This window comes from Granulicella sp. dw_53, assembly GCF_018449545.1.
GTDB lineage: Bacteria > Acidobacteriota > Terriglobia > Terriglobales > Acidobacteriaceae > Edaphobacter.
In genome coordinates this window covers 182,338-206,529 of sequence record NZ_JAAVUR010000002.1, presented here as the reverse complement: position 1 = coordinate 206,529, position 24,192 = coordinate 182,338, and the positions used below count along the sequence as shown (strand labels likewise).

The following is a 24,192-nucleotide window of genomic DNA, read 5'->3' as shown; positions in this document are numbered from 1 at the left end:
CTAGAATGCCTAACCGCACCAAGAAGACCGAGGTGAACCATGGCAGTCGAACGCGAAAAGTTCTACGAGTGTGAAGTGAAGCGCAAGCGAGTTCGTGCGACGGGCGGCTATGAGCCGTTCTGGAAGGTGAAGCTGATCGCCGAGGCGCTGGTCGACAACGACACCGAGTTTCGCTGCAAGGACTGCGGCGGCGCGGTGAAGCTGTTCCGGCGGCATACAGAGGGCGCTCCACCGCCGCACATCGAGCACAAGCTGAAGAGCGACTCGGAGTATTGTCTTTCGGGAATGTACTTCCTGAAGGCTACGGACGGGCGCGAGTCGCGCATGTCGCAGACGCCGGTTCGCTAGAGCTGGCGGGTCCAACCCGGATTGAGTGATGAATTCCATGGCAACTGCTGAAGTGAAACTGAGTCCTTCGAATCTGAAACAGCTTGCGTCCGATGTGCTGGCCAAGGCCTTGAAGGCTGGCGCTACGGACGCCGAGGCGGTCGTCTATGAGGGCGATGAGTTCTCGGCGCTGGTGCGGCTGGGTCAGGTAGAGACGCTGAAGGAGTCGGGTTCGCGAGCGGTTGGGCTGCGGGTTTTTATCGGGCAACGGACGGCGAGCACCTCTTCGTCGGACTTTTCAACGGAGTCGATTCAGCGGCTGGTGGATGGGGCGATTACGCTGGCGAAGATCACCAGCGAGGACCCGTTCGCAGGGCTGCCGGAGGCGGAGGAGTTTGGCCAGATTCCGGGCGACCTGAAATTGTACTTCGAGGATGTGAACGAGCAGCCTCCCGCGGAACGGATCGAGATTGCGCGGCGCTGCGAGGCGGCGGCGATGGCCTACGATACTCGAATTCAGAACTCGGGTGGCGGAGACTTCGATACAGCTACTTCGCACAAGATCCTGGTGAACTCGCGGGGTTTCGTGGGCGAGTACAGGCGAAGCTACTGCGGCTTCTCGGCTGCGCCGATTGCGGTGGACGAGAAGGGCGGAATGCAGCGGAACTATTGGTTCTCCAGCTCGCGGACGACGCGGAGGCTTGCATCGCCCGAAGAGATTGGGCATGAGGCTGCGCGAAGAACGCTGAAGCGGCTGGGAGCTCGGCAGGTGAAGACGCAGAAGGCTCCGGTGGTGTTTTCGCCGGAGATCGCCAAGGGCATTATGGGCAATATCTTCAGCGCCGCCGAGGGAGATTCGATCTACCGGAATGCGAGCTTCTTCTCCGGGCAGTTGGGGGAGATGGTCGCCGGGGAGAACATCACGGTCGTCGACGACGGGACGATGGTCTTCGACGAGGTGGGAAGCGATGGGCCGGTGCGGATCGGCGGGTTTGGGACTTCGCCCTTCGATGGCGAGGGGCTGCCGACGCGGCGCACGGTGATCGTCGAACGTGGCGTGCTTAAGAACTATGTGATGAATACCTACACGGCTCGGAAGCTGGGGATGAAGTCGACCGGGAACGCCTCGCGCGGACTGGCCGGGAACCCTGGGACTGGGGCGGGTAACTTCTTCCTGGAGCCGGGGACGCTGACTCCGGAGCAGATCATCGGCGACGTGAAGAACGGCCTGTACGTCACCGAGGTGATGGGCTTCGGCGTGAACATGGTGACGGGCGACTACTCGCAGGGCGCCAGCGGCCTGTGGATCGAGAATGGCGAGCTGGCCTATCCGGTGGAGGAGATTACGATCGCCGGGAACCTGAAGGACATGTACAAGAACATCGTCGCGATTGGGAACGACCTGGTGTTCCGTGGGGCGAGTGCTGCTCCGACGTTGCGGGTCGAGGGTATGATGATCGCCGGAGCTTAGGCCCACCCCCTCCCCCCTTGATTGGGGACAAATCCTGATTTGTCCTGCGTTAGGCTTGGACTTTTTAACTCTCTTCGACCCTGCCTGGGTTGGTTTCGACTGCCAGATTTGCAAAGAACTTGTACTGCCGCGCTGAGCGGTGGTCTTACTTCTTTTACTCTTCTTCTATTTTACGAGGCTTAGCCAAACTAAAGTGCCACTTGGATGTTGTTCATTTGGGATGGATTAGGTTGTTTTGGGACTTGACATAGGATTTTGCTGTAGGATTTGCTTTTTTTATTTGTAGATCATTGGAGTGTTTGAGTTTAGCTTGACTTCTAGACTGAGGCGCTTCGTCCGAGCGGGAGAGAGCGAGGATCCCACCCTTTGCGATGAGACTGCAAAGGATGGGGCACCCGGGCGTTGGGGCTGAGTATCGGTGAATCGGCTTTTAGAGAAGCTGTAGAAATGTTGCTACAATTGTTAAGGTAGCTTGGATCTACGTTGCTATGGCCACCTGGAGGCGATGAATGGCGATCACTACAATTTCTAGCCGGGAGTTTAATCAGGATACGGGCAGAGCGAAGAAGGCGGCTGTCCATGGACCGGTCATTATCACGGACCGGGGCCGGCCCGCCCATGTCTTGCTAACGATTGAGGCCTATGAGCGGATGAAAGGGACGGAGCCGAGCATTGCAGATTTGCTTTACATGCCGGGAGCCGAGGACATTGAACTGGAGATTCCGCCAAGAACGGAGTTGCCGCGGGTGGCTGACTTCTCATGATGTTTTTGCTGGATACGAATGTTGTGTCTGAGATTCGCAAGATCAGAACGGGACAAGCTGACCCTAATGTTGCGTCCTGGGCCAGCACGGTGAAACCGTCCGATTTGTATCTGTCAGCGATCACCGTTCATGAGCTAGAACTCGGCATTCGGCGTCTTGAGCGCCACGATGCGAGACAGGGTGCTGTTCTTCGGTCCTGGTTTGAGAACCATGTGTTGACGACATTCGACGGAAGGATACTTGCCATCGATACTGCGGTCGCTTTGCGGAGCGCTCAGCTTCACGTACCCGATCCGCACCCGGTTGAGGATGGGCTAATTGCGGCTACGGCGCTCGTCCATGGGATGACGGTGGTGACTCGGAATGTCGAGGACTTCGTGTCCACTGGTGTGGCGGTTTTAAATCCCTGGAAGGCACTTTAAAGGTGGCGCGGCTACAATTCTGAGAGTGGCGGCTCGCTTCCAATTCGATGTGGTGGTTGCGTTTGAGCCGGAGCGGGCGCAGGAGATTCTGCGGGCGGTGCCTGCTGTGCCGGGGGTGTTTGCGCTGTGTGGGGCGCGGGAGGGCGATGAGCCTTATCTGACGCGGACGGCGGATATGCGGCGGAGGATGCGGCGGTTGCTGGACCCTCCGGAGGCGCAGTCGAAGCGGCTGAATCTGCGGGAGAGGGTGGCGCGGATCGAGTACTGCGTGACGGGCTCGGAGTTCGAGTCTTCGCTGGTGCTGTATCACGCGGCGGTGGCGCTGTTTGGGTATGCGCAGGCGCGGCGGCGGCTGAAGCTGCATACGCCTTACTTTGTGCGGATGACGGTGGAGAATGCGCATCCGCGGGTGTATGTGACGAATCGGCTGAGCAGGCGAGCGCTCGGGAGTATGTATGGGCCGTTTCCTTCTCGGGCGGCGGCGGAACGGTACTGCGATGCGGTGTTGGACCTGTTCAAGCTGCGGCGGTGCCATGAGGATCTGGCTCCGTATCCGGAGCATCCGGGGTGTCTGTACGGGGAGATGAAGAAGTGCCTGGAGCCTTGTAAGGAGGCTTGTACACCGGAGCAGTATGCCGCCGAGGCAGAAGCGGTGAAGCGGTTCTTCGATACGCATGGCGGAAGCATGATCGACGCGATTGGCCTGGAGCGCGAGGAGGCTGCTGCTGCGATGGAGTTCGAGAAGGCGGCGGCGCTGCATGCGCAGTGGCACAAGGTGAAGGCCGCGACCTCGCTGGCGGATGAGCTGGTGCAGCCGGTTCCGAAGCTGCGGGCGGTGATTGTGCAGGAGGCGGCGAAGATCGAGGCCTCGGAGCATGTGGATGCTCAGGAGGCGGCGGTGTTTCTGCTGGAGGGTGGCTGCCTGGCGGGGCCGGAGCGGCTTTCGACGTTAGGGGTGAGGGCGGTGAAGGAGCAGACCAGTGTGGGGAGCAGCTTGTTTGCGCAGCCGCTGATGCTGCAGGCGGTGCCGCTGGAGGATTCAACAGGAGTGGTGAAGGACTCGCCGGAGGAACGGGCGAAGGCGGCGATTGGGCGGCTGGGGGAGAAGATTGGCGAGGCGGCCGATACGGCCTTGTTGAGCGACCATCTTTCGTTGTTGCGGCGTTGGTATTACAGGCCGGAGAAGCAGCGGAGTGGCGAGGTGTTTCTGCCGAATCTGGATGGGGGCTGGCCGGTGCGGCGGATTTTGCGCGGGGCGGCGCGGATGGCTATTGGAGAGCCCGGGGTGATGGCCGAGACGCAGCGGGATGCTGTGGCGGAGGCTAAGGTGAGGATTCTGCATGAGGGGCGGGAGGGTGTGGAGAGAGTGGTTCCGGTGGTGAAGAGGCGGGGTGGGAAGAAGGTTCCTTTGGGGGATGGGCTCTCGTAGCCTCATTTTGATTGGGTTTGGCCTCGAAGTTTGGTTTGCAATGGAAGATTTGCTGGTTCGCGCTTCGCGCGAATACCCCACCCTATCGCAAAGTGCGCGAAAGGATGGGGCACCCGCTTTTGTGGCTGAAATGGACGGTAAGGTTGGGCTGGGAGTGTTTGTGGTCCCACCCTTCGCAAAAGCGCGAAGGATGGGGCACCCGGGCGGTTGGGGTTGGGTCGGGAAAGAAAAGGGAGTCGTGCTTTCTGATAGCGATGGCTGGAGACGGCAAAGGGGTGGACACCCGGAGTGGCGTTTTGAAGGGTGGGCGCTGGTAGACTTTCAGACATGGTTGAACTGGCATTTTCTATTCTGGCTTCGGACTTCGCGCATCTTGCGGATGAGGTTGCGACGGCGGAGCGCGGCGGGGGCACGATCGTCCATGTGGACGTGATGGATGGGCATTTTGTGCCAAATATCACCTTTGGGCCGCCGATGGTGAAGGCGCTGCGTCCGGTGACGAAGCTGCCGCTGGACTGCCACCTGATGATCGAGGATCCGGATGCGTTTATCCCGGCGTTTGCGGAGGCGGGAGCGACGATGATCAGCGTGCAGCAGGAGGCTTGCAGGCATCTGCACCGGACGCTGCAGCAGATCGAGCTGCATGGATGTCTGCCGGGCGTGGTGATCAATCCCGCGACGCCGGTGGATATGCTGATCGAAGTGCTTCCGATGGTGCATTATGTGCTGGTAATGAGCGTGAATCCGGGGTTTGGAGGGCAGAAGTTTCTGCCGCTGGCGCTGGAGAAGATCGCGTACCTGGCCGAGTTACGGCATGAGATGGGGTTGAACTTCCGGATCGAGGTCGATGGAGGCGTTGCTCACGACACGGTGGCGCAGGTGGTCGAAGCAGGAGCGGATATGCTGGTTGCGGGTTCGGCGATCTTCAGTCCGGGTAAGACGGAGCAGAACGCGGTCGAATTCCTGAAGTTGGCTCGGGCGGCGGAAGCGGCACGGAACGAGCAGGAAGTTTAGAATAAAGCGAGGTTCCGGAGGCGAGCGGCGAGTGTGCGCGCCCGGGGCAGATGGGGTTACCAGTAGATGATTGAGCGTTCCTTTTTTCCGAGTCTGAAGGCCGGCCGACGAGCCGGAGTTTCCGTAGCCGCTCTCGTGATGGCGTCCGTGCTATCCGTGTTGCCGATGCAAGCCGCTGCCCAGGCCGCTGATCCGCAGCAGACGACTGCTCCTGCCACGCCTGCGGCTGCTGCTCCTGATGCGAGCGGAGCCGATGCCAATAGCCAGTCGCAGCAGAGCGTGACAATGAGCTCCACGCCGCAGGGCAAGACGCGGAAGCAGAAGGAAGAGAAGGTCGTTCAGTCCAAGGACACCAAGCAGCAGTTGAGGAAGACCAAGAAGACCGATCCGCTGGTGGGTGTGGACTCGAAGCTGCCGGATAAGCAGCTCTATGACAAGGCGATGGAGCAGGTGAAGAAGGGCCACTATGACGTCGCCCGGCTGGACCTGCAGACCATGCTGAACACCTATCCGGACTCGCAGTACCAGATGCGCGCGAAGCTGGCGATCGCAGATAGCTGGTACAAAGAGGGCGGAACGGCGGCTCTGACGCAGGCTGAGGCGGAGTATGCCGACTTCCGCGTGTTCTTCCCGAATGCTCCGGAGGCTGCCGAGGCGCAGATGCGTATCGGCGATATCTACTTCCGGCAGATGGATAAGCCCGACCGCGACTATGCGAAGGCCGTCCATGCGGAGGAGGAGTATCGCCGCATGTTGACGGACTATCCGGAGTCGACGCTGGTGCCGATGGCGCGACAGCGGCTGCGCGAGGTTCAGGAGGTGCTGGCGACTCGTGAGAGTGAGATTGGGGCGTTCTATTCGACGCACTCCAACTGGCCGGCGACGATTGCACGCTACCAGACGGTGGTCGATAGCTATCCGCAGTTCAGCCATATGGACGACACGCTGGTTGGGTTGGGCGATGCGTATGAGGCTGAGGCGCGCTATGTTCGCACCTTGAAGCTGCCCGAGGCTGGGAAGGCTCGGCTGGAGAAGAATTACGACGACCTGGCGGCCGCGGCTTATCGCAGGGTCGTTCTGGAGCATGCTGCTTCGCCTCACGTCGAGGATGCGCGTGACCGGCTGGCGGCGATGAATATGCCGATTCCGGCTCCTACGCCTGATCAGATGGCGGCCAGCGCGGCGCTGGAGAACAGCCGGCGGCAGTATCGTTTGCAGGACCGCTTGAGCTTGCTGATTCTGCATAAGCCGGATGTGGTGCAGGCCGCGACGACGGGTGAGCCACCACTGGTGGACGCCAAGCCGACGCTGGCTCCGCAGGTCTACAACCAGATCGTTAAGGACTTCAATGGGGCGGTCAATCCGAATGCTCCGGCTCCGGCGGCTACAACGACTGCGGCTACGACGCCTGATGCTGCGGCTGCACCGGCTGCGGATACGACGACTGCGCCGGCTGTTCCGGCTGCTCCGCTGGCCTTCCAGGATGTGCCGGCTGCGGGAGCGGACAGCGGCAGTGGAAGCGGCGCTTCGACGATGACCAGCGCTCCTGACTCGGCTCCTGCGGGAGCACGGGGGAACGCGGTAGGAGTGGAGATTCTCTCTCCTGGAGCAACGGCGACGCCAGCCACGCCAGCCGATACGGGCGGGCTGAAGGCGGTTGGGCCGTCGAATGCCGCGGCGCCTTTGCCGCCGGTCGAGAAGCCGGGAGTTGCTCCGGATGCGGTGAACGATATTCCTGCGGGCGCTGCTCCTGCGGCTCAGACTCCGAATGCCAATGGCAAGAAGGGTAAGCCGGAGTTCGATAAGGGCGATGAGTCTTCCAGCACGCATAAGAAGAAGAAGGGTTTGAAGAAGCTGAACCCCTTCTAGACGGTGCTAGGTTCAGGAAGGCTTAACACCGATCAGGCGGATGACACCGATTTGGTTGGGGCTTTCCTCAGGTATTGGGTGCTTCTATAGGCTTTATTTTGGATTTGATTCGAGGCGCGGCCTGATATGGCTGCGCCTCTTTTCTTTTGCTTGATTCTTATGTTCGGCGGCCGTTGGGGTAGGCGGGGAACTGGTAGCGGTTGCGGCGGACCAGGTGAATGATGAGCCAGATGACGCCGATCAGGATGAGGATCGGGGCCAGAGGCACCAGCAGCCAGAAGTGGCCAGGGAGGATCGCGCGGCTGCCGCGGATGATGGCGCTCGAGGCGGCGTTCAGGTCGCCGGCGGCTATGGCTACGTCGCCGCCTACGTGGGTGTCCTCGGCGAGGTTGAGGCTGCCGCCCAGGATGGCTACGTCGCCGGAGATGCCGCGGCCTGAATCGACTATCACGCTGCCGAAGGCTACTGCGACGTCGCCTCGCACGTCACCGTGGATCTGGACGGAGCAGAAGGCGCAGGCGATGTCCCCGGCGGTCTCGTCCTCGGCGACGATGATAGTGTTGCCTACGCTGACGTGGTCGTCGGAGGACTTTGCCTGGGCGCTGGTGACGGATAGCAGAAGCAGGAGGAGGGTGGCGATCAGGGTTGGGGTGGGGGATGGGGCTTTCGGGGTCATGATTGGCCTCGGTGGCTGGTCGCCTCTTGGGGATAACTATACTGCAGGCGGTGGGTTGGAGGCTTCTGTTTAGGGGCTTATTCCTTTGAAGCTCTCGCGTCGTGGATCTCCGGGGCAAGAAGCGGCGGTGAGAGCGAAATACAGGGGTTCTTCGTTTCGCTCAGAATGACGGCACAAAAAAACGGCAATGGCTACAACATCAACGGCAACAGGCGGGAGTTTGCGTTGTGGATGCTACGCTTAAAGACCGATGAGCCACGAACTTCCAAAAGCATATGATCCGTCCGTTATCGAAGAACGCTGGGCCGAGTACTGGGTCCGTGAGCGTCTTTTCGATGTTGTTTCCCCTGATGCTGCTTCGTCTGGTGCGGCTGGTGACGTGAAGAGGTTCACGCAGTTGCTGCCTCCGCCGAATGTGACCGGGCGGCTGCATATGGGGCACATGCTGAACCAGACGGAGATGGACATTCTGACGCGGTGGCACAGGATGTCGGGTGAGGTTTCGTTGTGGGTTCCGGGGACGGACCATGCGGGGATCGCCACGCAGATGATGGTGGAGCGGCAGCTTGCGGGCGAGGGCAAGACTCGGCAGGAGCTGGGCCGCAGCGCATTTGTGGAGCGGGTTTGGGAGTGGAAGGGTGTGTATGGCGGCGCGATTCTGGACCAGATGAAGCGGCTGGGCGCGAGCGTGGACTGGAGCCGCGAGTACTTCACCATGGACGAGCGGTTGAGCGTGGCGGTGAAGGAGGCGTTCGTCCGGCTACATGAGCAGGGGCTGATCTATCGCGGGGCGTACATCGTGAACTGGGATCCGGTGCTGCGGACGGCGGTGAGCGATCTGGAGGTGACGCACGAGGAGCGGGTGGGGAAGATCTATCACATACGCTATCCGCTGGCGGATGGGAGCGGCTCGATTGTGATTGCCACGACGCGGCCGGAGACGATGCTGGGCGACGTGGCGGTGGCGGTGAATCCGGCGGATGAGCGGTATACGGCTCTGCATGGAAAGAGGCTGCGGCTGCCTTTGAGCGGCGTGGATGGCGGGGTGGATCGCGAGATTCCGATTGTGACGGATGACTGGGCGAAGCCGGAGTTTGGCACGGGCGCGGTAAAGGTGACTCCGGCGCATGATCCGAACGACTTTGCGATTGGGCAGCGGCATAACCTGCCGAGCCTGACGATTCTGGATGAGTCGGCGCAGGTGCTGCTGGCGGGCTCACCATACAACGGGCTGGACCGGTATGTGGCGCGGGAGAAGATCGTCGAAGACCTGCGTGAGCTGGGGCTTCTGGTGGAGGTAAAGGACCATACGCTGGCGATTGGGCTGAGCCAGCGGACGGGCGTGGTGATTGAGCCGAGGCTTTCGAAGCAGTGGTTCGTGAAGATACAGCCGCTGGCGGACAAGGCGATTGAGGCGGTCGATAAGGGCTACATCAAGTTCACGCCGGAGCAGTATCGCAAGACGTACGACGAGTGGATGAAGAACATCCATGACTGGTGTATCTCGCGGCAGTTGTGGTGGGGGCACCGAATTCCGGCGTGGCACTGTGGTGCGTGCGCTGAGATTACGGTGGCGCGGGAGACTCCTACGGCTTGCGGAAGCTGTGGCTCGGCGGAGATTGTGCAGGAGACGGATGTGCTGGACACATGGTTCTCGTCGGGGCTGCTTCCCTTCACCGTGTTCGGGTGGCCTTCTGCGGACGGCTTGCCTACGCCGGATCTGGCGGCGTTCTATCCGACGCAGGTGCTAGTAACGGGCTTCGACATTCTGTTCTTCTGGGTGGCGCGGATGATCATGCTGGGCTGCCACTTCATGTTGGATGTGCCGATGCCGGATGGTTCGGCTCGGACGCTGGCGGATGCGGTGCCGTTCCGTGAGGTTTACATCCATGCGCTGGTGCGGGATGCGGACCGGCAGAAGATGTCGAAGACCAAGGGCAATGTGATCGACCCGATCGACATCATCAATAAGTTTGGGACGGATGCGGTGCGGTTCACGCTGGCGAGCATGGCTTCGCCGGGGACGGATATTGCGTTCAGCGAAGAGCGCACGGATGGGTATCGGGCGTTTGCGAACAAGATATGGAATGCGGCGCGGTTCCTGTTTATGAATGTGGAGCGGGCGAAGGAGGCTGGCGTTGCGGTCGACCTGAGCAGCCTGGGGGAGGCGCTGAAGGAGATTGACGGCGCTCCGCTGGAGACGCGGTGGATTCTGGCGAAGCTGAGTGCTACGTCGGGTGCAGTGGATGCGGCGCTGGCGCAGTATCGGTTCGATGAGGCTGCGAACGCGGTGTACCAGTTCTTCTGGGGCGACTTCTGCGACTGGTATATCGAGATCGTGAAGCTGCGGCTGGAGTTTGGCGAGGGTGCCGATCTAGTTGCTGGCAAGGCTGCGTTGACGACGCTGCTGGCGGTGTTTGAGGCGGCGCTGCGGATGCTGAGTCCGTTTATGCCGTTTATCACGGAGGAGATCTGGCATGCGTTTTATGACGACGCGGTGCCGGCGAAGTCGATTGCGTTGACGCGGTTTCCAAGGGCAGAGGATATGGCTGCGGATGCTGCCAGCGTGACCGCGATGGAGTTGATGCAGCAGATGATCGTCACCGTGCGCGGGCTGCGTAAGGAGATGAGTGTTCCGGAGAAGGAGTTTGCTCCGGTGCGGGTGTTTGCGAGTGAGTCGGTTACTACGCTTGCGGGGGGGAATGTGGATCTGCTGCGGAAGCTGGCTCGGGTGAGTGAGGTGGAGTTTGCCGGGGCTGCGCTGCATGGTGAAGGTGCGCGGAGTTCGGCGGAGTTCGATGTGGCTGTGGTGTATGAGCGACAGATCGATGTTCCCGCGGAGCGGGAGCGGTTGACGAAGGATTTGGCGAAGTATGAGAAGGGTTTGATGGCTGCTGAGAAGCAACTTGGAAACGATGCGTTTATGGGGAAGGCTCCGGCGCATATTGTTGAAGGGTTGCGGAAGCAGGCGGCGGAGACTCGGGTGCTTTACGAGAAGACGAAGGCTGGGTTGGAGGCTTTGCCGCCTGAGTAGTTAGGTGCGGATACAAAGGATCGTGGAAAAGTTTACGTCCCACCCTTCGCAAGGGCGCGAAGGATGGGGCACCCGGGCTTTGTGGGGCTGGGGAAGGAAGACGGTTGGGCTTTGTGGGGTTGGGAAAGAGGACGGTTGGGCTTTGTGGGGCGGGGAAGGAGTGCGGTCGTGCTTCGCACGATACCCCACCCTATTTGCGATGAGACTGCAAAAAGAGTGGGGCACCCGCTTTGGTGGCGGGACCTAAGGCTGTGATGGGCGTGAGAGATGCTGTGGCAGGCGTGATGGATAAGGAGATCTGCGGCCCTATTTGTTGTTTGGGACTTTGGTTTGTTCTATGGCGATTTCTACGTTCTCGTGTTTGATGTCGAGGCGGAGGCGGTTGAAAAAGCTCATATAGATGTTCGCCATCCAGATGAGGGCGAACCAGGCGATGACGTAGCCGCGCCAGCCCTCGTAGAGCATCTGGAACTGGGTGATGAGCAGGAAGAAGGCCGCGACGTAGTGGCTGAAGCAGTACTCGCAGGTGAAGAGGTAGAAGAATTTTCGGGCGACGAGGGGTTTGCAGTTCTGGCTTCGGTCTTTGCACCACTCGCGGGGTTCGCGGAAGACCTCTTCGTGGGTGATGGTCCAGGCGACGCAGGCGATGGGGATGGCGAGCAGGAAGAGATAGGCGATCTGTCGGGAGAGAGACATCAGCATAAGGGATCACGAAGATCTGCAATGTAGGATGCAACTCGCGGGTTTAGGATGAGGGGATGGACTGGAAAAGCAAACGGATTCGAACCATTCTTGAAGCGGCACTGGCAGAGGACAAGGCAGCGAACGATGTAACTACCGCACTGACGATTCCGGCGGGGCTGCGGGCCTCGGGGACGATTGTGGCGAAGCAGGCTTGCGTGGTGGCGGGGATAGGGTGCATTCCGATCTTTCTGGAGACGTTTGGGAAGATGAGCAGCACTCCGATGGGGCGGTTTGAGGTGGTGAGCCATCCGGAGATCTTCGACGGGGTGAAGGTGAAGAAGGGGCAGACGCTGGCCGTGATCCGGCATAATGCGCGGGCGATCCTCTCCTGCGAGCGGGTGATTCTGAACCTGATGCAGCGGATGAGCGGAATTGCGACGCTGACGAATGAGTTTGTAAAGGCTGTGGCGGGGACCAAGACGAAGGTGCTGGATACGAGGAAGACGATTCCGGGGCTGCGGGTGCTGGACAAGTACGCCGTGTGCTGCGGGGGCGGGGTGAACCATCGGCTGGACCTGCAGGATGGGATCTTGATCAAGAACAACCATATCTCGCTGGGAGGCGGGCTCCCGGCTGCGCTGGAGCATGCACTGCATGGCCGCAAGGCGGGGCAGGTGGTGCAGGTGGAGGTGCGGTCGGATGCGGAGTTGGAGCAGGCGATTGCGGGCGGGGCGGAGTCGATTCTGCTGGATAATATGACTCCGTCGCAGGTGAAGAAGGCGGTGAAGCTGATTCGGGCGGCGTTGCCGACGGTGCCGATTGAGGCTTCGGGGAATATGAGCTTGAAGACGGTGCGGGCGTATGCGCTGGCGGGGGTGGATTTTGTCTCGGTGGGCGCGCTGACGCACTCGGCGGTGGCGGTGGATTTGAGTATGCGGATTACGGCGGATATTTATTAAGTGCAATCCGGAGTGAGCTTCGACTTGAAGGCGGTCGAGGAGGGGGTGGCGGCTACGGAGTTTGCGGGCCGGGTGCTGCACCTCCCTTTTGTCGGCTCCACGAATACGGTGGCGCTGGAGGCGGCGCAGCGTGGGGCGCGGAGCGGCGTCTGGGTGGCGGATGAGCAGGGCGCGGGGCGCGGGCGCGGAGGGCATGCGTGGCACTCGGCGGCGGGGGATGGGTTGTATGTGAGCGCGCTGGTGACTCCGACGCTGCCGATGGCTACGGCGTTGCAGATCTCGCTGGCTACGGGGCTGGCGGCGCAGGCGGCGATTGCGGAGGCCTGCGGGCTGGAGGTGGATATCCGGTGGCCGAATGACTTGATTCTGAATAAGCGGAAGTGTGGGGGGATTCTGGTGGAGACGGCGGTGGCTCCGGCGGAGAGGGGTGTGCCGGCGATGCTGCGGTATGCGGTGATTGGGGTGGGGATCAATCTGAACCATGAGGCGTTTCCTGCGGAGGTGCGGGCGGTGGCGACTTCGCTGCGGCTCGAGGGGGGCGCGGCGGTCTCGCGGGAGGCGGTGCTGGCGGCGCTGCTGCGGGGGATCGACGAGGAGATGCGGCGGCTGGTTCGAGGGCATCGTGGGATGGACGATGGACCGGGGCTGCTGGCGCGGTTTGCGGAGGCTTCCACATGGGTGCGAGGAAAGCGCGTGAGGGTGGATGAGGGTGGCGGCTATACTGGCGTGACGGATGGGCTCAACGGGGACGGCTTTTTGCTGGTGGCGGCTGAGGATGGGACGCAGCGCACTGTGCTCTCCGGTGGGGTGCGGGAGTTGGAAGCGGCACGATAGAAGGTGGGCACGACTATGTTTCTGGCGATCGATGTGGGTAATACCAACACGGTGATGGGGCTTTACCGGCTGGCGGGCGATGGGGCGGCCGGCGAAGAGGCCGAAGCGGAGCTGACTGCGAACTGGCGCATCACGACTCCAAAGGAGCAGACGGCGGACGAGTTCGGCGTGCTGCTGCGGAATCTGTTTGCGCTGCGCGGGCTGGAGATGTGCATCGTGAAGGGAGTGGCGGTCTCGTCGGTGGTGCCTCCGCTGGACTCGATGCTGCGCAAGGTGTTCGAGCTCTATTTTCATGTGAAGCCGCTGTTTATCGAACCGGGGGTGCGGACGGGGCTGCCGATTCTGACGGACAATCCGTGCGAGGTGGGGGCGGACCGGATCGTGAACTGTGTCGCGGCGTTTGAGAAGTATGGCGGGCCGACGATCATCGTCGATATGGGGACTGCGACGACGTTTGACGTGGTCTCGAAGAAGGGCGAGTTTGTGGGTGGGGCGATCGCTCCGGGGCTGGAGATCTCGGCGGAGGCGCTGTTTTCGCAGGCGGCGCGGTTGCCGCGGATCGAGGTGCGAAAGCCGGGCAAGGTGATTGGGACGGGGACGATCGATAATATTCAGATCGGCTTGTACTACGGATACATCGGGCTGGTGGATGGGATTCTAGAACGGATGATTGCAGAGATGGGGCCGGGGACGAAGACGGTGGCTACGGGTGGTCTGGCGAAGCTGATTGCCGGTGGATCGAAGTACATCGGCGCGGTGGATGAGATGTTGACGTTGACGGGGCTGCGGATTATCTATGAGCGCACCCTGGAGCGCAGCAGAAGGCGGAGCGCCTGAGGTAGATGTCCGAAGCTGCCTGAAGATGGCGGCTTGACGGGCTGGAGGCGATGAATAGGGACCGCTGGGAATGCAGAATTATTTCAATTATTTTACGGAGATCGAGGAGCGCTTTCAGCAGAGGCGCGGTTCGTTGCTGATGCTCTCGACGCTGGACTGGGCGCTGATTGAGACATGGCGTGAGGCAGGTGTTCCGCTGGAGGCAGTGCTGCGCGGGATCGACTCGGCGTTCGATAAGCATGATGCGAAGGCGCTGCGAGCGAAGGGCAAGGTTCGCAAGGTGAACGGGCTGGCATGGTGTGCGCAGAGCGTGATGGAGACGGTGGAGCAGATGCGCGAGGCGGCGATTGGATCTGCGCCTGTCGTGGATGCGGAGCCGGTAGAGAGCGGGTTTGAGTCGGAGCGGGTGGCGGCTTATCTGGAGGAGAACGCGGGGAGGATCGAGGGTGTGCAGCTTGTGTCGCCTGCGGATGGCGTGGCGGCTGAGGTGGTGGCGCGGCTGCGGGCGCTGGCGATGGGGATACGGCTGGAGCCGGCGGGATCGCTGGAGGATTTGGACAGGACGCTGACGGTGCTGGAGGAGAAGATCTTCGCCGCGCTGATTACTTCGGCTCCGGAGGAAGAGTTGGTGGCGTTGCGGGAGCAGGCGGCGCGGGAGCTTGCGCCGTACCGGGGCAAGATGCAGGCGACGCAGATCAAGCAGGTGCAGCAGCAGTTTTTGCAGAAAAGGATTCTGGAGACTCGCAAGCTGCCTCGGCTTAGCCTGTTTTATATGAGCCACTCATGAGGTTACAGATAGAAAAGGTGGTCTATGGGGGCGCTGGGCTGGCTCACCAGGCGGAGGCTGGCAAGGCTGTCTTTGTGCCTTTCACGCTGCCGGGGGAGATCGTCGAGGCGGAGCTTTCGGTAGAGAAGGATGCCTATGGTGGGGCGGAGCTGGTGCGGGTGATTGAGGCTTCCAGCGACCGCGTTGCGCCGGGGTGCGTTCACTTTGGTGCGTGCGGTGGATGCCAGTTGCAGCATGCAGAGTATTCGGCGCAGATGCGGATGAAGGCGGGGATTCTGCGGGAGAGTTTGGAGCGGGTGGGGCTAGTCGAGCTGCCTGAGGTGCAGTCGCATGGAGATGCGTTCTGGGGGTATCGGAACAGGATACGGCTGCGGATTGCGGAGATGGATGGGGCGTTGCGGCTGGGATACAACCGGCGGGGGAGCAATGAGTTTCTGCCGATACAGGAGTGTCCGATTGCGGCTCCGCTGCTGTGGCGGGCTGCGAGTGCGTTGTTGAAGCTGGCGGAGACGGACAAGGGAGCTGAGCGGTGGCTGCGGGGTGCGGTGGAGATTGAGTTCTTCTCCAATGGCGATGAGACGAAGCTGCAGATGACGCTGTTTGTGCGGGGAGCGTTGTCGGCTGATCTGAAGGGGTTGTGTGAGCGGCTGCGAGTGGTGGTGCCGGAGCTGGTGGGGGCGGGAGTTTCGATTCTGGCAAAGGAGTCGGCGCTGCGGAGCCGGCGTACGGAGCGGCCTGCTGCGGGGGCTAGCTGGGGGGCGGAGGGATTGTTGTATCGTGCGGCAGGGGCCGACTACTGGGTGAGCCGGGGTGGGTTCTTCCAGGTGAATCGCTTTTTGATCGATACGATGGTGCGGCTGGTGACAGAGGGGCGTGAGGGGCGGCTGGCGTGGGATCTTTATGCGGGTGTGGGTTTGTTCTCAAAGGCGCTGGCGAAGGCGTTTGAGAGGGTGGTGGGAGTTGAGGGTAGCGAGACGGCGGCGGCGGATCTGGCCGGAACGCTGAAGGGGCCGAGGACGCAGGCGATCTGCGCCTCTACGGTGGATTTTTTGCGCCATACGGTGATTCAGCGGGAGCGGCCGGAGGTGGTGGTGATGGATCCTCCGCGTGCGGGGCTGGGGGCGGATGTCTGTGAGTTGCTGGTGCGGTTGAAGGCGGCGGAGCTGGTGTATGTCTCGTGCGATCCGGTTACGCTGGCGCGGGATCTGAAGGTGCTGGTAGATGGCGGATACGCGCTGGTGGAGCTGCATCTAGTGGATATGTTTCCGCAGACGTTTCACCAGGAGACGGTAGTGGTTTTGAGGCGTGGAGCTTAGTGGCGCTTACTTAATAGGGCTGTGGTGAAATAACGGCAGATGCGGTCCGCAGGGAGAGCTTCGACGACCGAATTTGGGAAGATACCGCCTCCGGAGCTTTGGGAGCGCGGGAGTACGCCGGTGCAGGCGTTGGAGTTTCGGCGCGCGCCTTTGCTGGCCGCGGCGGTGTGGTTTGCGGTGGGCGAGGTGATGGCGCGGAGCTGGCGTCCGATGGTGATGCTGCTGGTGGCGCTGGGTCTGCTGGCGGGGTTAACGGTGGTGGTGCTGCGGGGGCATCTGAGGGTGGTGCTGGTGCCGCTGGCGGCGGTGTGGATGGTGGTAGGGATGGCTGCGGCGGAGGTGCAGCCGGTTCCGCAACAGCAGAGGTCTTTGCTGCGGTATGCGGATGGTCTGAGCCGGGCGGTGCGGGGCAGGGTGGTTCGGGTAAGGATGCTTGCGCCGCGCAAGGCTGCGGATGAAGACGCAGATGGGACGGAGTGGCATGAGGCGGAGCCTCCGGGGGCGATGTCGGTCGATGTGCAGGTGGAGGCGGTTGAAGAGGTGACGCCGGATGTCTCGCGGATGGTGCCGATGGAGGGCGGGCTGCGGGTGACGGTGACTTCGCGTGGAGATGCGCTGCCGAGTTTGAAGTGCGGCGATTGGGTGGCGGCTCCGATGCAGCTTCGTGTGCCGGAGCGGTATCGCGATCCGGGGGCATGGCAGTATGCGGATTATCTGCTGACGGAGGGTATCGGGGCGCATGCCAGCGTGCGGGCGGGGCGGTTCAAGAAGCTTGGCGAGGGTACGGGGAGCGTTCAGTGCAAAATCTACGCGGCGCAGAGTTGGGCGGTGGCGCGGCTGGATGGGTATGTGCGCTCGGCGGTGAACCGTCGGCTGCCGTCGCTGTTGCGGCTAAGCGAAGGTGGCGCGGGGATGTTGAAGGCGATGCTGTTTGGTGACCGTGCGGGTTTGACGCAGCCGCAGCGGATCGGCTTTCAGCGAACGGGGTCGTTTCATCTGTTCGTGGTGTCGGGGATGCATGTGACGCTGCTGGCGGCGGCGGTGTTCTGGATGGCGCGACGGATGCGGCTGCGGGAGTGGATCGCGACGCTGTTGACGGTGGGGTTGGCGAGTGCGTATGCGGTGCTGACGGGGTTTGGAGCGCCGGTGCAGCGGGCGCTGTGGATGACGGCGATCTTCCTGGTGGCGCGGTTGCTGGCGCGGGACCGCAATGTGTTGAACGGGCTCGGCGCGGCCGCGTTGGGGGTGCTGGTGTGGTCGCCGGGGAGTCTCTTTGAGGCGAGCTTCCAGATGACGTTTCTGGCGGTGATGGCGATTGGAGGGATTGCGGTGCCACTGGGCGAACGCAGCGTTGTGCCCTATGCGCGGGCGGCGCGGAAGCTGAGGGAGGAGTGGATTGATCTCCGGCTAAGGCCGCGGGTGGCGCAGTTTCGCGTGATGCTGCGGGTGTGGGGCGAGGCGTTGGTCAGCGTATTGGGTGAGTGGGCTTATGGTGTGCCAGCTTTATTCGTGCGGGTGGTGCTTTGGGCTGCGGAGCTGGCGATGCTGGGGTTGGTGGTCGAGGCGGTGATGGTGTTGCCGATGGCGGTGTACTTTCATCGGGCGACGCCGTTTGCACTGCCTGCGAATATGTTGAGCGTGCCGATGGTGGCGGTGCTTGCGCCGATGGGGGTGCTGACGTTTGTGGGAAGCCTGGTAAGCCCCTGGGTGGCGGCTCTGCCAGGGGCTACGACGGCTCTGCTGCTGCATGGGGTGACGGGTACGGTGAGTGCGATGAGCCGGGTGCGGGTCGCCGATGTGCGGGTGCCTGGGCCTGCGGGTTGGGTGGTGGCGATTGCGTTGGTGGCCTGGGTGTTTTGTTGCTGGGCGGTGCGGCGGCGGGAGAAGGGGTGGGCCTGGGTTGCGGTGGTGGTGTTGCCGGCGGTCGCGGTGCTGGTGCTTTGGCCGGAGGCGGCGGTGGTGTCTCCGGGGATGCTGGAGGTGACGGCGGTAGATGTGGGGCAGGGCGACTCGCTGCTGGTGGTGAGTCCGCAGGGGCAGACGATGCTGGTGGATGCGGGTGGTCCGGTGGGGAGCCTGAAGGAGAGTGCCGAGGCGCAGAGCGCGTTCGATGTGGGCGAGGAGGTGGTTTCGCCGTATCTGTGGTCGCGGCGGATGCGCAGACTGGATGTGATCGCGCTGAGCCATGCGCACAGCGACCACATGGGCGGGATGGCGGCGGTGATGCGGAGCTTTCGTCCACGAGAGCTGTGGGTTTCGGTGGATGCGGACTCGCAGGTCTATCGTGCGTTGCTGGAGGAGGCGGCTGAGCTGGGTGTGGTGGTGCGGCATTACCATGCAGGCGATCGCGTCGAGTGGAGTGGGGTTGGAATCGAGGTGCTTTCACCAGCGGTTGGATATGGGAATCCGGGGGAGCCGAAGAACGATGACTCGTTGGTGATGCGTCTGCGATATGGCAAGGCTTCGGTGTTGATGGAAGGGGACGCGGAGGCGCCGAGTGAACGGGCGATGGTGGCGAGCGGACTGTCGCCGGTGACGCTGCTGAAGGTGGGACATCATGGCAGCCGGACCTCGACGACGCCGGAGTTCTTTGCGGCGCTACGGCCGACGGATGCGGTGATCTCGGTGGGGCGGGCGAATACCTTTGGGCATCCGCGAGGGGAGGTGATCGAGAGGATCGCCGAGGGGCATACGAGGCTCTACCGGACGGATGAGTTTGGCTTGACGACCTTTCTGCTGGACCGGGATGGAGGGATTCGCGAGGTTGTCGGGGGAGAGGACCTTCGTTGAGCAAAGCTGGAAGCCGCGTGGTTTAAGGTGTATTTTGTGGATCAGTGGAGGCTCTGGAATGGACCTTACGCCGTCAGCGGATTCCGACAAGACCGACGCAGCAATGAGCGCAGCGGAACAGGCAGAGGAGCAGAAGCTCATTCGCCGGCTGCAGATGATGATGAACATGGTCATGCAAGTGATCGCCCAGGACAGGAGCCTTAGCATCGAGGATGCTTCGCAGATGATCGCGGACAGCCGCAAAGCCGCGCTGTCGATGTTTCCGGGCAAGGAGCTGGCCTACGACCTGATCTGGAAGCCTCGTTTCCAACGGCTGATGCAGGAGCGGTTCCGGATTATGTAGAGGCGGGGTGGTGGCTTTGCCGACCGCGACTTGGAGAGTAAACTGACTCGCATGGGATCTACGTGCAGCCATCTCGATACGATTCATCAGGTAAAGCCACATACACGCGGGTGCGAGGAGTGTCTGAAGCTGGGACAGTCGTGGGTTCATCTGCGGCTCTGTAAGGAGTGCGGGCATGTTGGGTGCTGCGACTCGTCCATCGGCAAGCATGCGACCAAGCACTTCCATGCGGTGAAGCATCCGGTCGTGCAATCGATAGAGCCAGGCGAGGACTGGTACTGGTGCTACGTGGATGAGTTGATGTTCGAGCTGTAATTCGTGACGCGAGGTCTCGCGTATGATGTTTGCCGAAGGGGCGACAAGAGAATATTTGTGCCCGGAGGCGAAAGATCATGAATTTGCGTGGTGTGTTTGTAAGCGGTTTCGTAGCTGCGGTTATGGTGGCATTGGGTGGAGTGCCGGCGCACTCTCTGGACAATGGCGTGGCGCGTACGCCGCCCATGGGTTGGAATAGCTGGAACAAGTTTGCCTGTAAGGGCATCAACGAGAAGGTCGTGCGCGAGGCCGCGGACCAGATGGCTTCGAGCGGCATGAAGGATGCCGGATACCAGTACGTCGTGATCGACGACTGTTGGCAGACGGGGCGCGATGCGGTGGGGAATATCGTCGTCGATGCGGAGAAGTTTCCGGGGGGCATCAAGGCGCTGGCGGACTATGTCCACAGCAAGGGTCTGAAGTTCGGGATCTATACGGACGTCGGCACGATGACGTGCGCGAAACGGCCGGGGAGCATCGGGCATGAGTACCAGGATGCAAGGCAGTATGCCGCGTGGGGCGTCGACTATCTGAAAGAAGACTGGTGCAATACGCTGCCGGGGCAGAACGCGGAGTCCTCCTACACGCTGATGCGCAATGCGCTGGCGGAGACGGGCAGGCCGATCCTGTTCAGCATCTGCGAGTGGGGTTCGAACAAGCCGTGGCTATGGGCGGGTTCGATAGGCAACATGTGGCGGGCTACGGGCGACATCCAGGACTGCTGGAACTGCAAGAAGGACTGGGGCGGGAATGGTGTGGTGCAGATTCTGGATCTGATGAATGGAATCGAATCGTACTCAGGGCCGGGGCATTGGAACGATCCGGATATGTTGGAGGTTGGGAACGGTGGGCTCAACACGACGGAGAGCCGTGCGCACTTCAGCATGTGGGCGCTGTTCTCTGCTCCGTTGCTGGCGGGGAACGATCTCGGGAATATGAGTCCTGAGACGAAGGCGATTCTGATGAACAAGGAAGTGATCGCCATCGACCAGGACGCGATGGGGGTTCAGGGACATCGTGTGAAGAAGATGGGCGATCTCGAGGTGTGGTCGAAGCAACTGGCGGATGGCGGCCGCGCTGTCGCGCTGCTGAACCGCAGTGAGAAGCCGGCGACGATCTCGGCGGACTGGCAGGATCTCGGTTATCCGTCGAAGCTAAACGCGTCGGTGCGCGATCTTTGGGCTCATAAGGACGTTGGCTCGAAGACGGGGAGCTACTCGGCTGAGGTGCCTAGCCACGGTGTGGTGATGGTGACGGTGAAGCCATAGTTCTAAGCTGAGATGCTTTGAAAGACCTGCCCTGCACGGCCGCCCGCAGGTTGCTCTCCGAGGCGGCCGGGGGACAGTTTCCTTGTCTAAGGATCTGATTTTTGAAGAGCAACTCCGCTATGAGTTGGCAGAGGGAGTTCTTTTCTTCTTCGAGAAGCTGAATCTGTTCCAGCAGTGCCGCGTGAATCGAATCGAAGCTCGTTCCGAGATCGAGTGACGAAGACGTGATGCTCGTGTCGAGGGCTGCTGCAGAAAAATTTGCGGATTGTAGGCTATCTCCCATTCCATCTCCTTGGGAAGCGTTGCCAGTATGGCAACCAATCGTCTTTGGATCCAGAGTTAGTTTGCGCTGGTCGCCGGTAGCCGGAAACCTAAGTCGTGGGCAGTCTCTCCCCTCAATGGGGTAGGAGTCAGGAGGCCGCCGCGCAAGGGCGAATCTGCTTATAAACCAAGGTGAATCAACGTAACAGGATGGCTTACGGGGCTACCCGTTGCTTGCCGATCCTTTTGTGAAAATCTGTAAACGTATTTGGTGCATGCGGAAGATGGGCCTGGGGAGTCGCACCGCTGCAAGGAAGAAGATAGCACGCTGCCCCTAGAAATTCTCCCCCCAAAAGGGGGGCAATGAGATGCCCCCGGAGGAGGTGGTTCCGGCGAGCGCAAAACCCTACTCTCAGAGAATGCATCGAGTCTTCCTTTCGCTTCCTCATGGATTGCTCGGCGTTACGGCGCTGTTCCTCCGGAATAAATTCACCGCAATGCTGCTCTCCTTAAGACTCGACCGCTGGCTGAATGTTACGGCGTGCCTCTTCGCTGTCCACGTTGTGCTGATCTGTCTCTGCTTAGGACTGTTTCTGCCGTTGGTGGCGAGTCTTAGCATGCTGGCCGCGCTGTGCGGTGCACAAAGCTATGTCATACTCCGGGAGCGGGCCAGGTGGTGAGCGCGCTGTGATCCATGTCTGCCACTGGGGGCCAGAGGATAATCTTTAAACCGTACCGGTAAGTTTTCGCCGGGACGCCTGAACCTTGAGTCTTGAAAGGACGCCACTATGCCGAGTCCCATCGTCGGACTTCACCACGTCACTGCCATCGCATCCGATCCGCAACGGAACCTTGATTTCTATACCGAGGTGCTTGGACTTCGTTTCGTGAAACGTACTGTGAACTTCGACGACCCCGGCACCTATCACTTCTACTTTGGCGATGACGGCGGCGCACCGGGAACGATTCTTACGTTCTTTCCGTGGCCTCGCGCTTCACGCGGTCAGACCGGAGTGGGCGAGGTGACGAAGACCGCCTTCAGTGTGCCGCTGTCGTCGCTGGCCTATTGGGAGCAGCGGCTAAGCGAGCTAAGTGTGCCGGTGGAGCGGACAGGGAAGCGATTCGAGGAAGAGGTGTTGACCTTCGCCGATCCGGATGGGATGAAGATCGAGATCGTAGGACACGCGGACGCTGGAGCGGCGAATGCTCCGCGCTTTGCGGCGGTGCCGCCGGATCATGCGATTCGCGGCTTCTTCGGTGTGACCTTGTACGAGAAGAGCGCCGACGCTACGGCTGCGATTCTGAATGTGATGGGATTCAAGCAGATCGCAGAGGAGGGCAACCGGCTGCGCTTTGCCTCAGAGGGGAGCGCGCTGGGCAATCATATCGATCTGCTGATCGATGCCAATGGCGCCTATGGACGCTCCGGAGCGGGCACCGTGCACCACATCGCGTTTCGAGCCAGCGACGATGCCGCGCAGTTGGAGTGGCGTGAAGAGATCGCCAAGCATCTGGATGTGACGCCGGTTCTCGACCGCACTTACTTTCAATCGATCTACTTCCGCGAGCCGGGTGGAGTGCTGTTTGAGCTGGCGACGGATCCGCCGGGCTTCACGCTCGATGAGCCGGTTGAGTCACTGGGAGAGGAGCTGCGAATCCCTGAGTGGCTGGAGCCACGGCGCGAGGCGATCGAGAAGCGAATCCTCCCCATCACGCTTCACAAGAGCATGCCACCGATTGAGTTGCAGACTGCAGCGGGGAAGACCGTATGAGCAGCGATCCGCATCGCGATGGACCTGTACGCCACTGGGGCAGATCTCTGGAGGGCGCGGCGGGCGCTGTCGTTCTTCTGCATGGACGCGGCGCATCGGCGGAGGATATTCTCTCGCTCGCAGAGGCGATGGGTCTTCCGCAGTTTGCCTATCTCGCTCCGCAGGCGGCGGGCAACGCGTGGTATCCGTACTCGTTCCTTGCTCCTTTGGAGCAGAATGAGCCTTGGCTCTCGTCTGCTCTGCAGAAGGTGAAGACCACAGTGCAGATGGCGCAGGACGCGGGGATTCCGTCCGAGCGGATTGTGGTGGGAGGCTTTTCGCAGGGAGCATGCCTGGCGACGGAGTTCGTCGCCAGCTATCCGCTGCGGTATGGTGGGCTGATCGCCCTTACGGGTGGCTTGATCGGTCCGCCCGGCTCCGACCTGAAGCATAGCGGTGATCTGGCGGGGATGCCGGCTTTCCTCGGCTCGGGCGATCCCGATCCGCATGTGCCGTGGCAGCGGGTAGAGGAGTCGGCGAGGATACTCGGCGAGATGAGAGCCTCGGTGACGACGCGACGCTACGAGGGCCGCGGCCATACGGTCAGCCACGAGGAGTTGGTGATGGCCAAGAATCTGATCGAAGGCGCGTTGCTGGGATCGGTGAAGTAATCCGCCGCTGTCCTGTTCATGCAACTCGGGCAAGAGAGGTAAACTTGCGTACACGCAAGGACCTGCTATGAAGCCCCTGAAGATCGGCACGAGAAAGTTTCGCGAAAAATTGGCGACCTACTTGCTCGAATCGGGCGCCCCCGCAGCGATTACCCACCACGGCGATACCATCAGCTACTTCATTGCTGCTAGCCGCAAGCGGAGCGAAACAGAGCGGGCGGCTTTGAAGGAAGCCTCTGCGCGCTGGCAAGCGATCCTTGATGCCGAAGGTGTTTCCGAAGAAAAGACGGTGGCAGACTTTAAGCGTTGGCGAGCGAAACAGAAGCGATGACCGAACAGAGGCACCTGCTTTTACGGCACGCTAACAATG

24 protein-coding genes are annotated in these 24,192 nt (G+C 61.4%); 22 read left to right on the top strand and 2 right to left on the bottom strand.

Annotated features, from left to right (window positions below; all coding sequences use genetic code 11):
- Positions 1 to 39 precede the first annotated feature (39 nt).
- From HB393_RS03770 to bamD, 7 genes are all read left to right on the top strand, one after another.
- Entirely contained in the window at positions 40 to 348 is a 309-nt protein-coding gene (locus HB393_RS03770; RefSeq protein ID WP_213803818.1) for a hypothetical protein, read from the top strand.
- 37 nt (positions 349 to 385) lie between these two features.
- Positions 386 to 1,798, top strand: coding sequence for a TldD/PmbA family protein (locus HB393_RS03765; RefSeq protein ID WP_213803817.1), 1,413 nt, complete (start codon positions 386 to 388; stop codon positions 1,796 to 1,798).
- Between the two features lie 509 nt (positions 1,799 to 2,307).
- Positions 2,308 to 2,562 (top strand): type II toxin-antitoxin system Phd/YefM family antitoxin, encoded by a 255-nt coding sequence (locus tag HB393_RS03760; protein ID WP_213803816.1) that lies wholly within the window; start codon positions 2,308 to 2,310, stop codon positions 2,560 to 2,562.
- On the top strand, positions 2,559 to 2,984 hold the full coding sequence (locus tag HB393_RS03755) for a type II toxin-antitoxin system VapC family toxin (RefSeq protein ID WP_345945014.1): 426 nt from the start codon (positions 2,559 to 2,561) through the stop codon (positions 2,982 to 2,984). Before HB393_RS03760 ends, HB393_RS03755 begins: the two co-directional genes overlap by 4 nt.
- Before the next feature lie 25 nt (positions 2,985 to 3,009).
- Positions 3,010 to 4,413 carry an excinuclease ABC subunit C gene (locus HB393_RS03750; RefSeq protein WP_213803815.1) on the top strand — a complete coding sequence of 468 codons (1,404 nt, stop codon included), beginning with the start codon at positions 3,010 to 3,012 and terminating at the stop codon, positions 4,411 to 4,413.
- Between the two features lie 327 nt (positions 4,414 to 4,740).
- Positions 4,741 to 5,427, top strand: a complete 687-nt coding sequence (rpe, locus tag HB393_RS03745) for a ribulose-phosphate 3-epimerase (RefSeq protein WP_213803814.1) — start codon at positions 4,741 to 4,743, stop codon at positions 5,425 to 5,427.
- A 66-nt stretch (positions 5,428 to 5,493) separates the two neighbouring features.
- Positions 5,494 to 7,296: an outer membrane protein assembly factor BamD gene (gene bamD / locus HB393_RS03740; protein WP_213803813.1), complete on the top strand. Its 1,803-nt coding sequence runs from the start codon at positions 5,494 to 5,496 to the stop codon at positions 7,294 to 7,296.
- Between the two features lie 157 nt (positions 7,297 to 7,453).
- Here the strand turns inward: bamD and HB393_RS03735 are convergent, their stop codons facing one another.
- Positions 7,454 to 7,972: a hypothetical protein gene (locus HB393_RS03735; RefSeq protein WP_213803812.1), complete on the bottom strand. Its 519-nt coding sequence runs from the start codon at positions 7,970 to 7,972 to the stop codon at positions 7,454 to 7,456.
- A gap of 250 nt (positions 7,973 to 8,222) precedes the next feature.
- On the opposite strand from HB393_RS03735, the gene HB393_RS03730 reads away from it, so the two are divergent.
- On the top strand, positions 8,223 to 11,006 hold the full coding sequence (locus HB393_RS03730) for a valine--tRNA ligase (RefSeq protein WP_213803811.1): 2,784 nt from the start codon (positions 8,223 to 8,225) through the stop codon (positions 11,004 to 11,006).
- A gap of 306 nt (positions 11,007 to 11,312) precedes the next feature.
- On the opposite strand, the gene HB393_RS03725 is transcribed toward HB393_RS03730, so the two are convergent.
- Positions 11,313 to 11,702, bottom strand: coding sequence for a hypothetical protein (locus tag HB393_RS03725; RefSeq protein WP_213803810.1), 390 nt, complete (start codon positions 11,700 to 11,702; stop codon positions 11,313 to 11,315).
- A gap of 62 nt (positions 11,703 to 11,764) precedes the next feature.
- Between HB393_RS03725 and nadC the strand changes: the two genes are divergently transcribed.
- From nadC to HB393_RS03660, 14 genes are all read left to right on the top strand, one after another.
- The gene (gene nadC / locus HB393_RS03720; protein ID WP_213803809.1) at positions 11,765 to 12,649 is read left to right on the top strand and encodes a carboxylating nicotinate-nucleotide diphosphorylase; all 885 of its coding nucleotides are present in this window, start codon (positions 11,765 to 11,767) and stop codon (positions 12,647 to 12,649) included.
- Entirely contained in the window at positions 12,650 to 13,483 is an 834-nt protein-coding gene (locus tag HB393_RS03715; RefSeq protein WP_213803808.1) for a biotin--[acetyl-CoA-carboxylase] ligase, read from the top strand. It abuts the gene before it with no gap.
- A gap of 15 nt (positions 13,484 to 13,498) precedes the next feature.
- On the top strand, positions 13,499 to 14,320 hold the full coding sequence (locus HB393_RS03710; RefSeq protein ID WP_213804104.1) for a type III pantothenate kinase: 822 nt from the start codon (positions 13,499 to 13,501) through the stop codon (positions 14,318 to 14,320).
- 70 nt (positions 14,321 to 14,390) lie between these two features.
- A complete protein-coding gene (locus HB393_RS03705; protein WP_213803807.1) occupies positions 14,391 to 15,107 on the top strand; it encodes a hypothetical protein in 717 nt (238 codons plus the stop codon).
- Entirely contained in the window at positions 15,104 to 16,423 is a 1,320-nt protein-coding gene (rlmD, locus tag HB393_RS03700) for a 23S rRNA (uracil(1939)-C(5))-methyltransferase RlmD (protein ID WP_213803806.1), read from the top strand. Before HB393_RS03705 ends, rlmD begins: the two co-directional genes overlap by 4 nt.
- Before the next feature lie 39 nt (positions 16,424 to 16,462).
- Entirely contained in the window at positions 16,463 to 19,213 is a 2,751-nt protein-coding gene (locus HB393_RS03695; RefSeq protein ID WP_213803805.1) for a ComEC/Rec2 family competence protein, read from the top strand.
- Positions 19,214 to 19,316: 103 nt separating this feature from the next.
- Positions 19,317 to 19,556, top strand: coding sequence for a hypothetical protein (locus tag HB393_RS03690; RefSeq protein ID WP_213804103.1), 240 nt, complete (start codon positions 19,317 to 19,319; stop codon positions 19,554 to 19,556).
- Between the two features lie 51 nt (positions 19,557 to 19,607).
- Positions 19,608 to 19,871 (top strand): UBP-type zinc finger domain-containing protein, encoded by a 264-nt coding sequence (locus tag HB393_RS03685; protein WP_213803804.1) that lies wholly within the window; start codon positions 19,608 to 19,610, stop codon positions 19,869 to 19,871.
- A 77-nt stretch (positions 19,872 to 19,948) separates the two neighbouring features.
- On the top strand, positions 19,949 to 21,139 hold the full coding sequence (locus HB393_RS03680; RefSeq protein ID WP_255550774.1) for a glycoside hydrolase family 27 protein: 1,191 nt from the start codon (positions 19,949 to 19,951) through the stop codon (positions 21,137 to 21,139).
- An 82-nt stretch (positions 21,140 to 21,221) separates the two neighbouring features.
- Positions 21,222 to 21,356 (top strand): hypothetical protein, encoded by a 135-nt coding sequence (locus HB393_RS25040; RefSeq protein ID WP_255550773.1) that lies wholly within the window; start codon positions 21,222 to 21,224, stop codon positions 21,354 to 21,356.
- A 412-nt stretch (positions 21,357 to 21,768) separates the two neighbouring features.
- The gene (locus HB393_RS03675; protein WP_213803803.1) at positions 21,769 to 22,080 is read left to right on the top strand and encodes a hypothetical protein; all 312 of its coding nucleotides are present in this window, start codon (positions 21,769 to 21,771) and stop codon (positions 22,078 to 22,080) included.
- Positions 22,081 to 22,188: 108 nt separating this feature from the next.
- The gene (locus HB393_RS03670; RefSeq protein ID WP_213803802.1) at positions 22,189 to 23,172 is read left to right on the top strand and encodes a ring-cleaving dioxygenase; all 984 of its coding nucleotides are present in this window, start codon (positions 22,189 to 22,191) and stop codon (positions 23,170 to 23,172) included.
- Positions 23,169 to 23,822, top strand: coding sequence for a phospholipase (locus HB393_RS03665; protein ID WP_213803801.1), 654 nt, complete (start codon positions 23,169 to 23,171; stop codon positions 23,820 to 23,822). The genes HB393_RS03670 and HB393_RS03665 overlap by 4 nt, the downstream gene beginning before the upstream one ends.
- A 67-nt stretch (positions 23,823 to 23,889) precedes the next feature.
- Positions 23,890 to 24,153: a prevent-host-death protein gene (locus HB393_RS03660; RefSeq protein WP_213803800.1), complete on the top strand. Its 264-nt coding sequence runs from the start codon at positions 23,890 to 23,892 to the stop codon at positions 24,151 to 24,153.
- Positions 24,154 to 24,192: the final 39 nt, after the last annotated feature.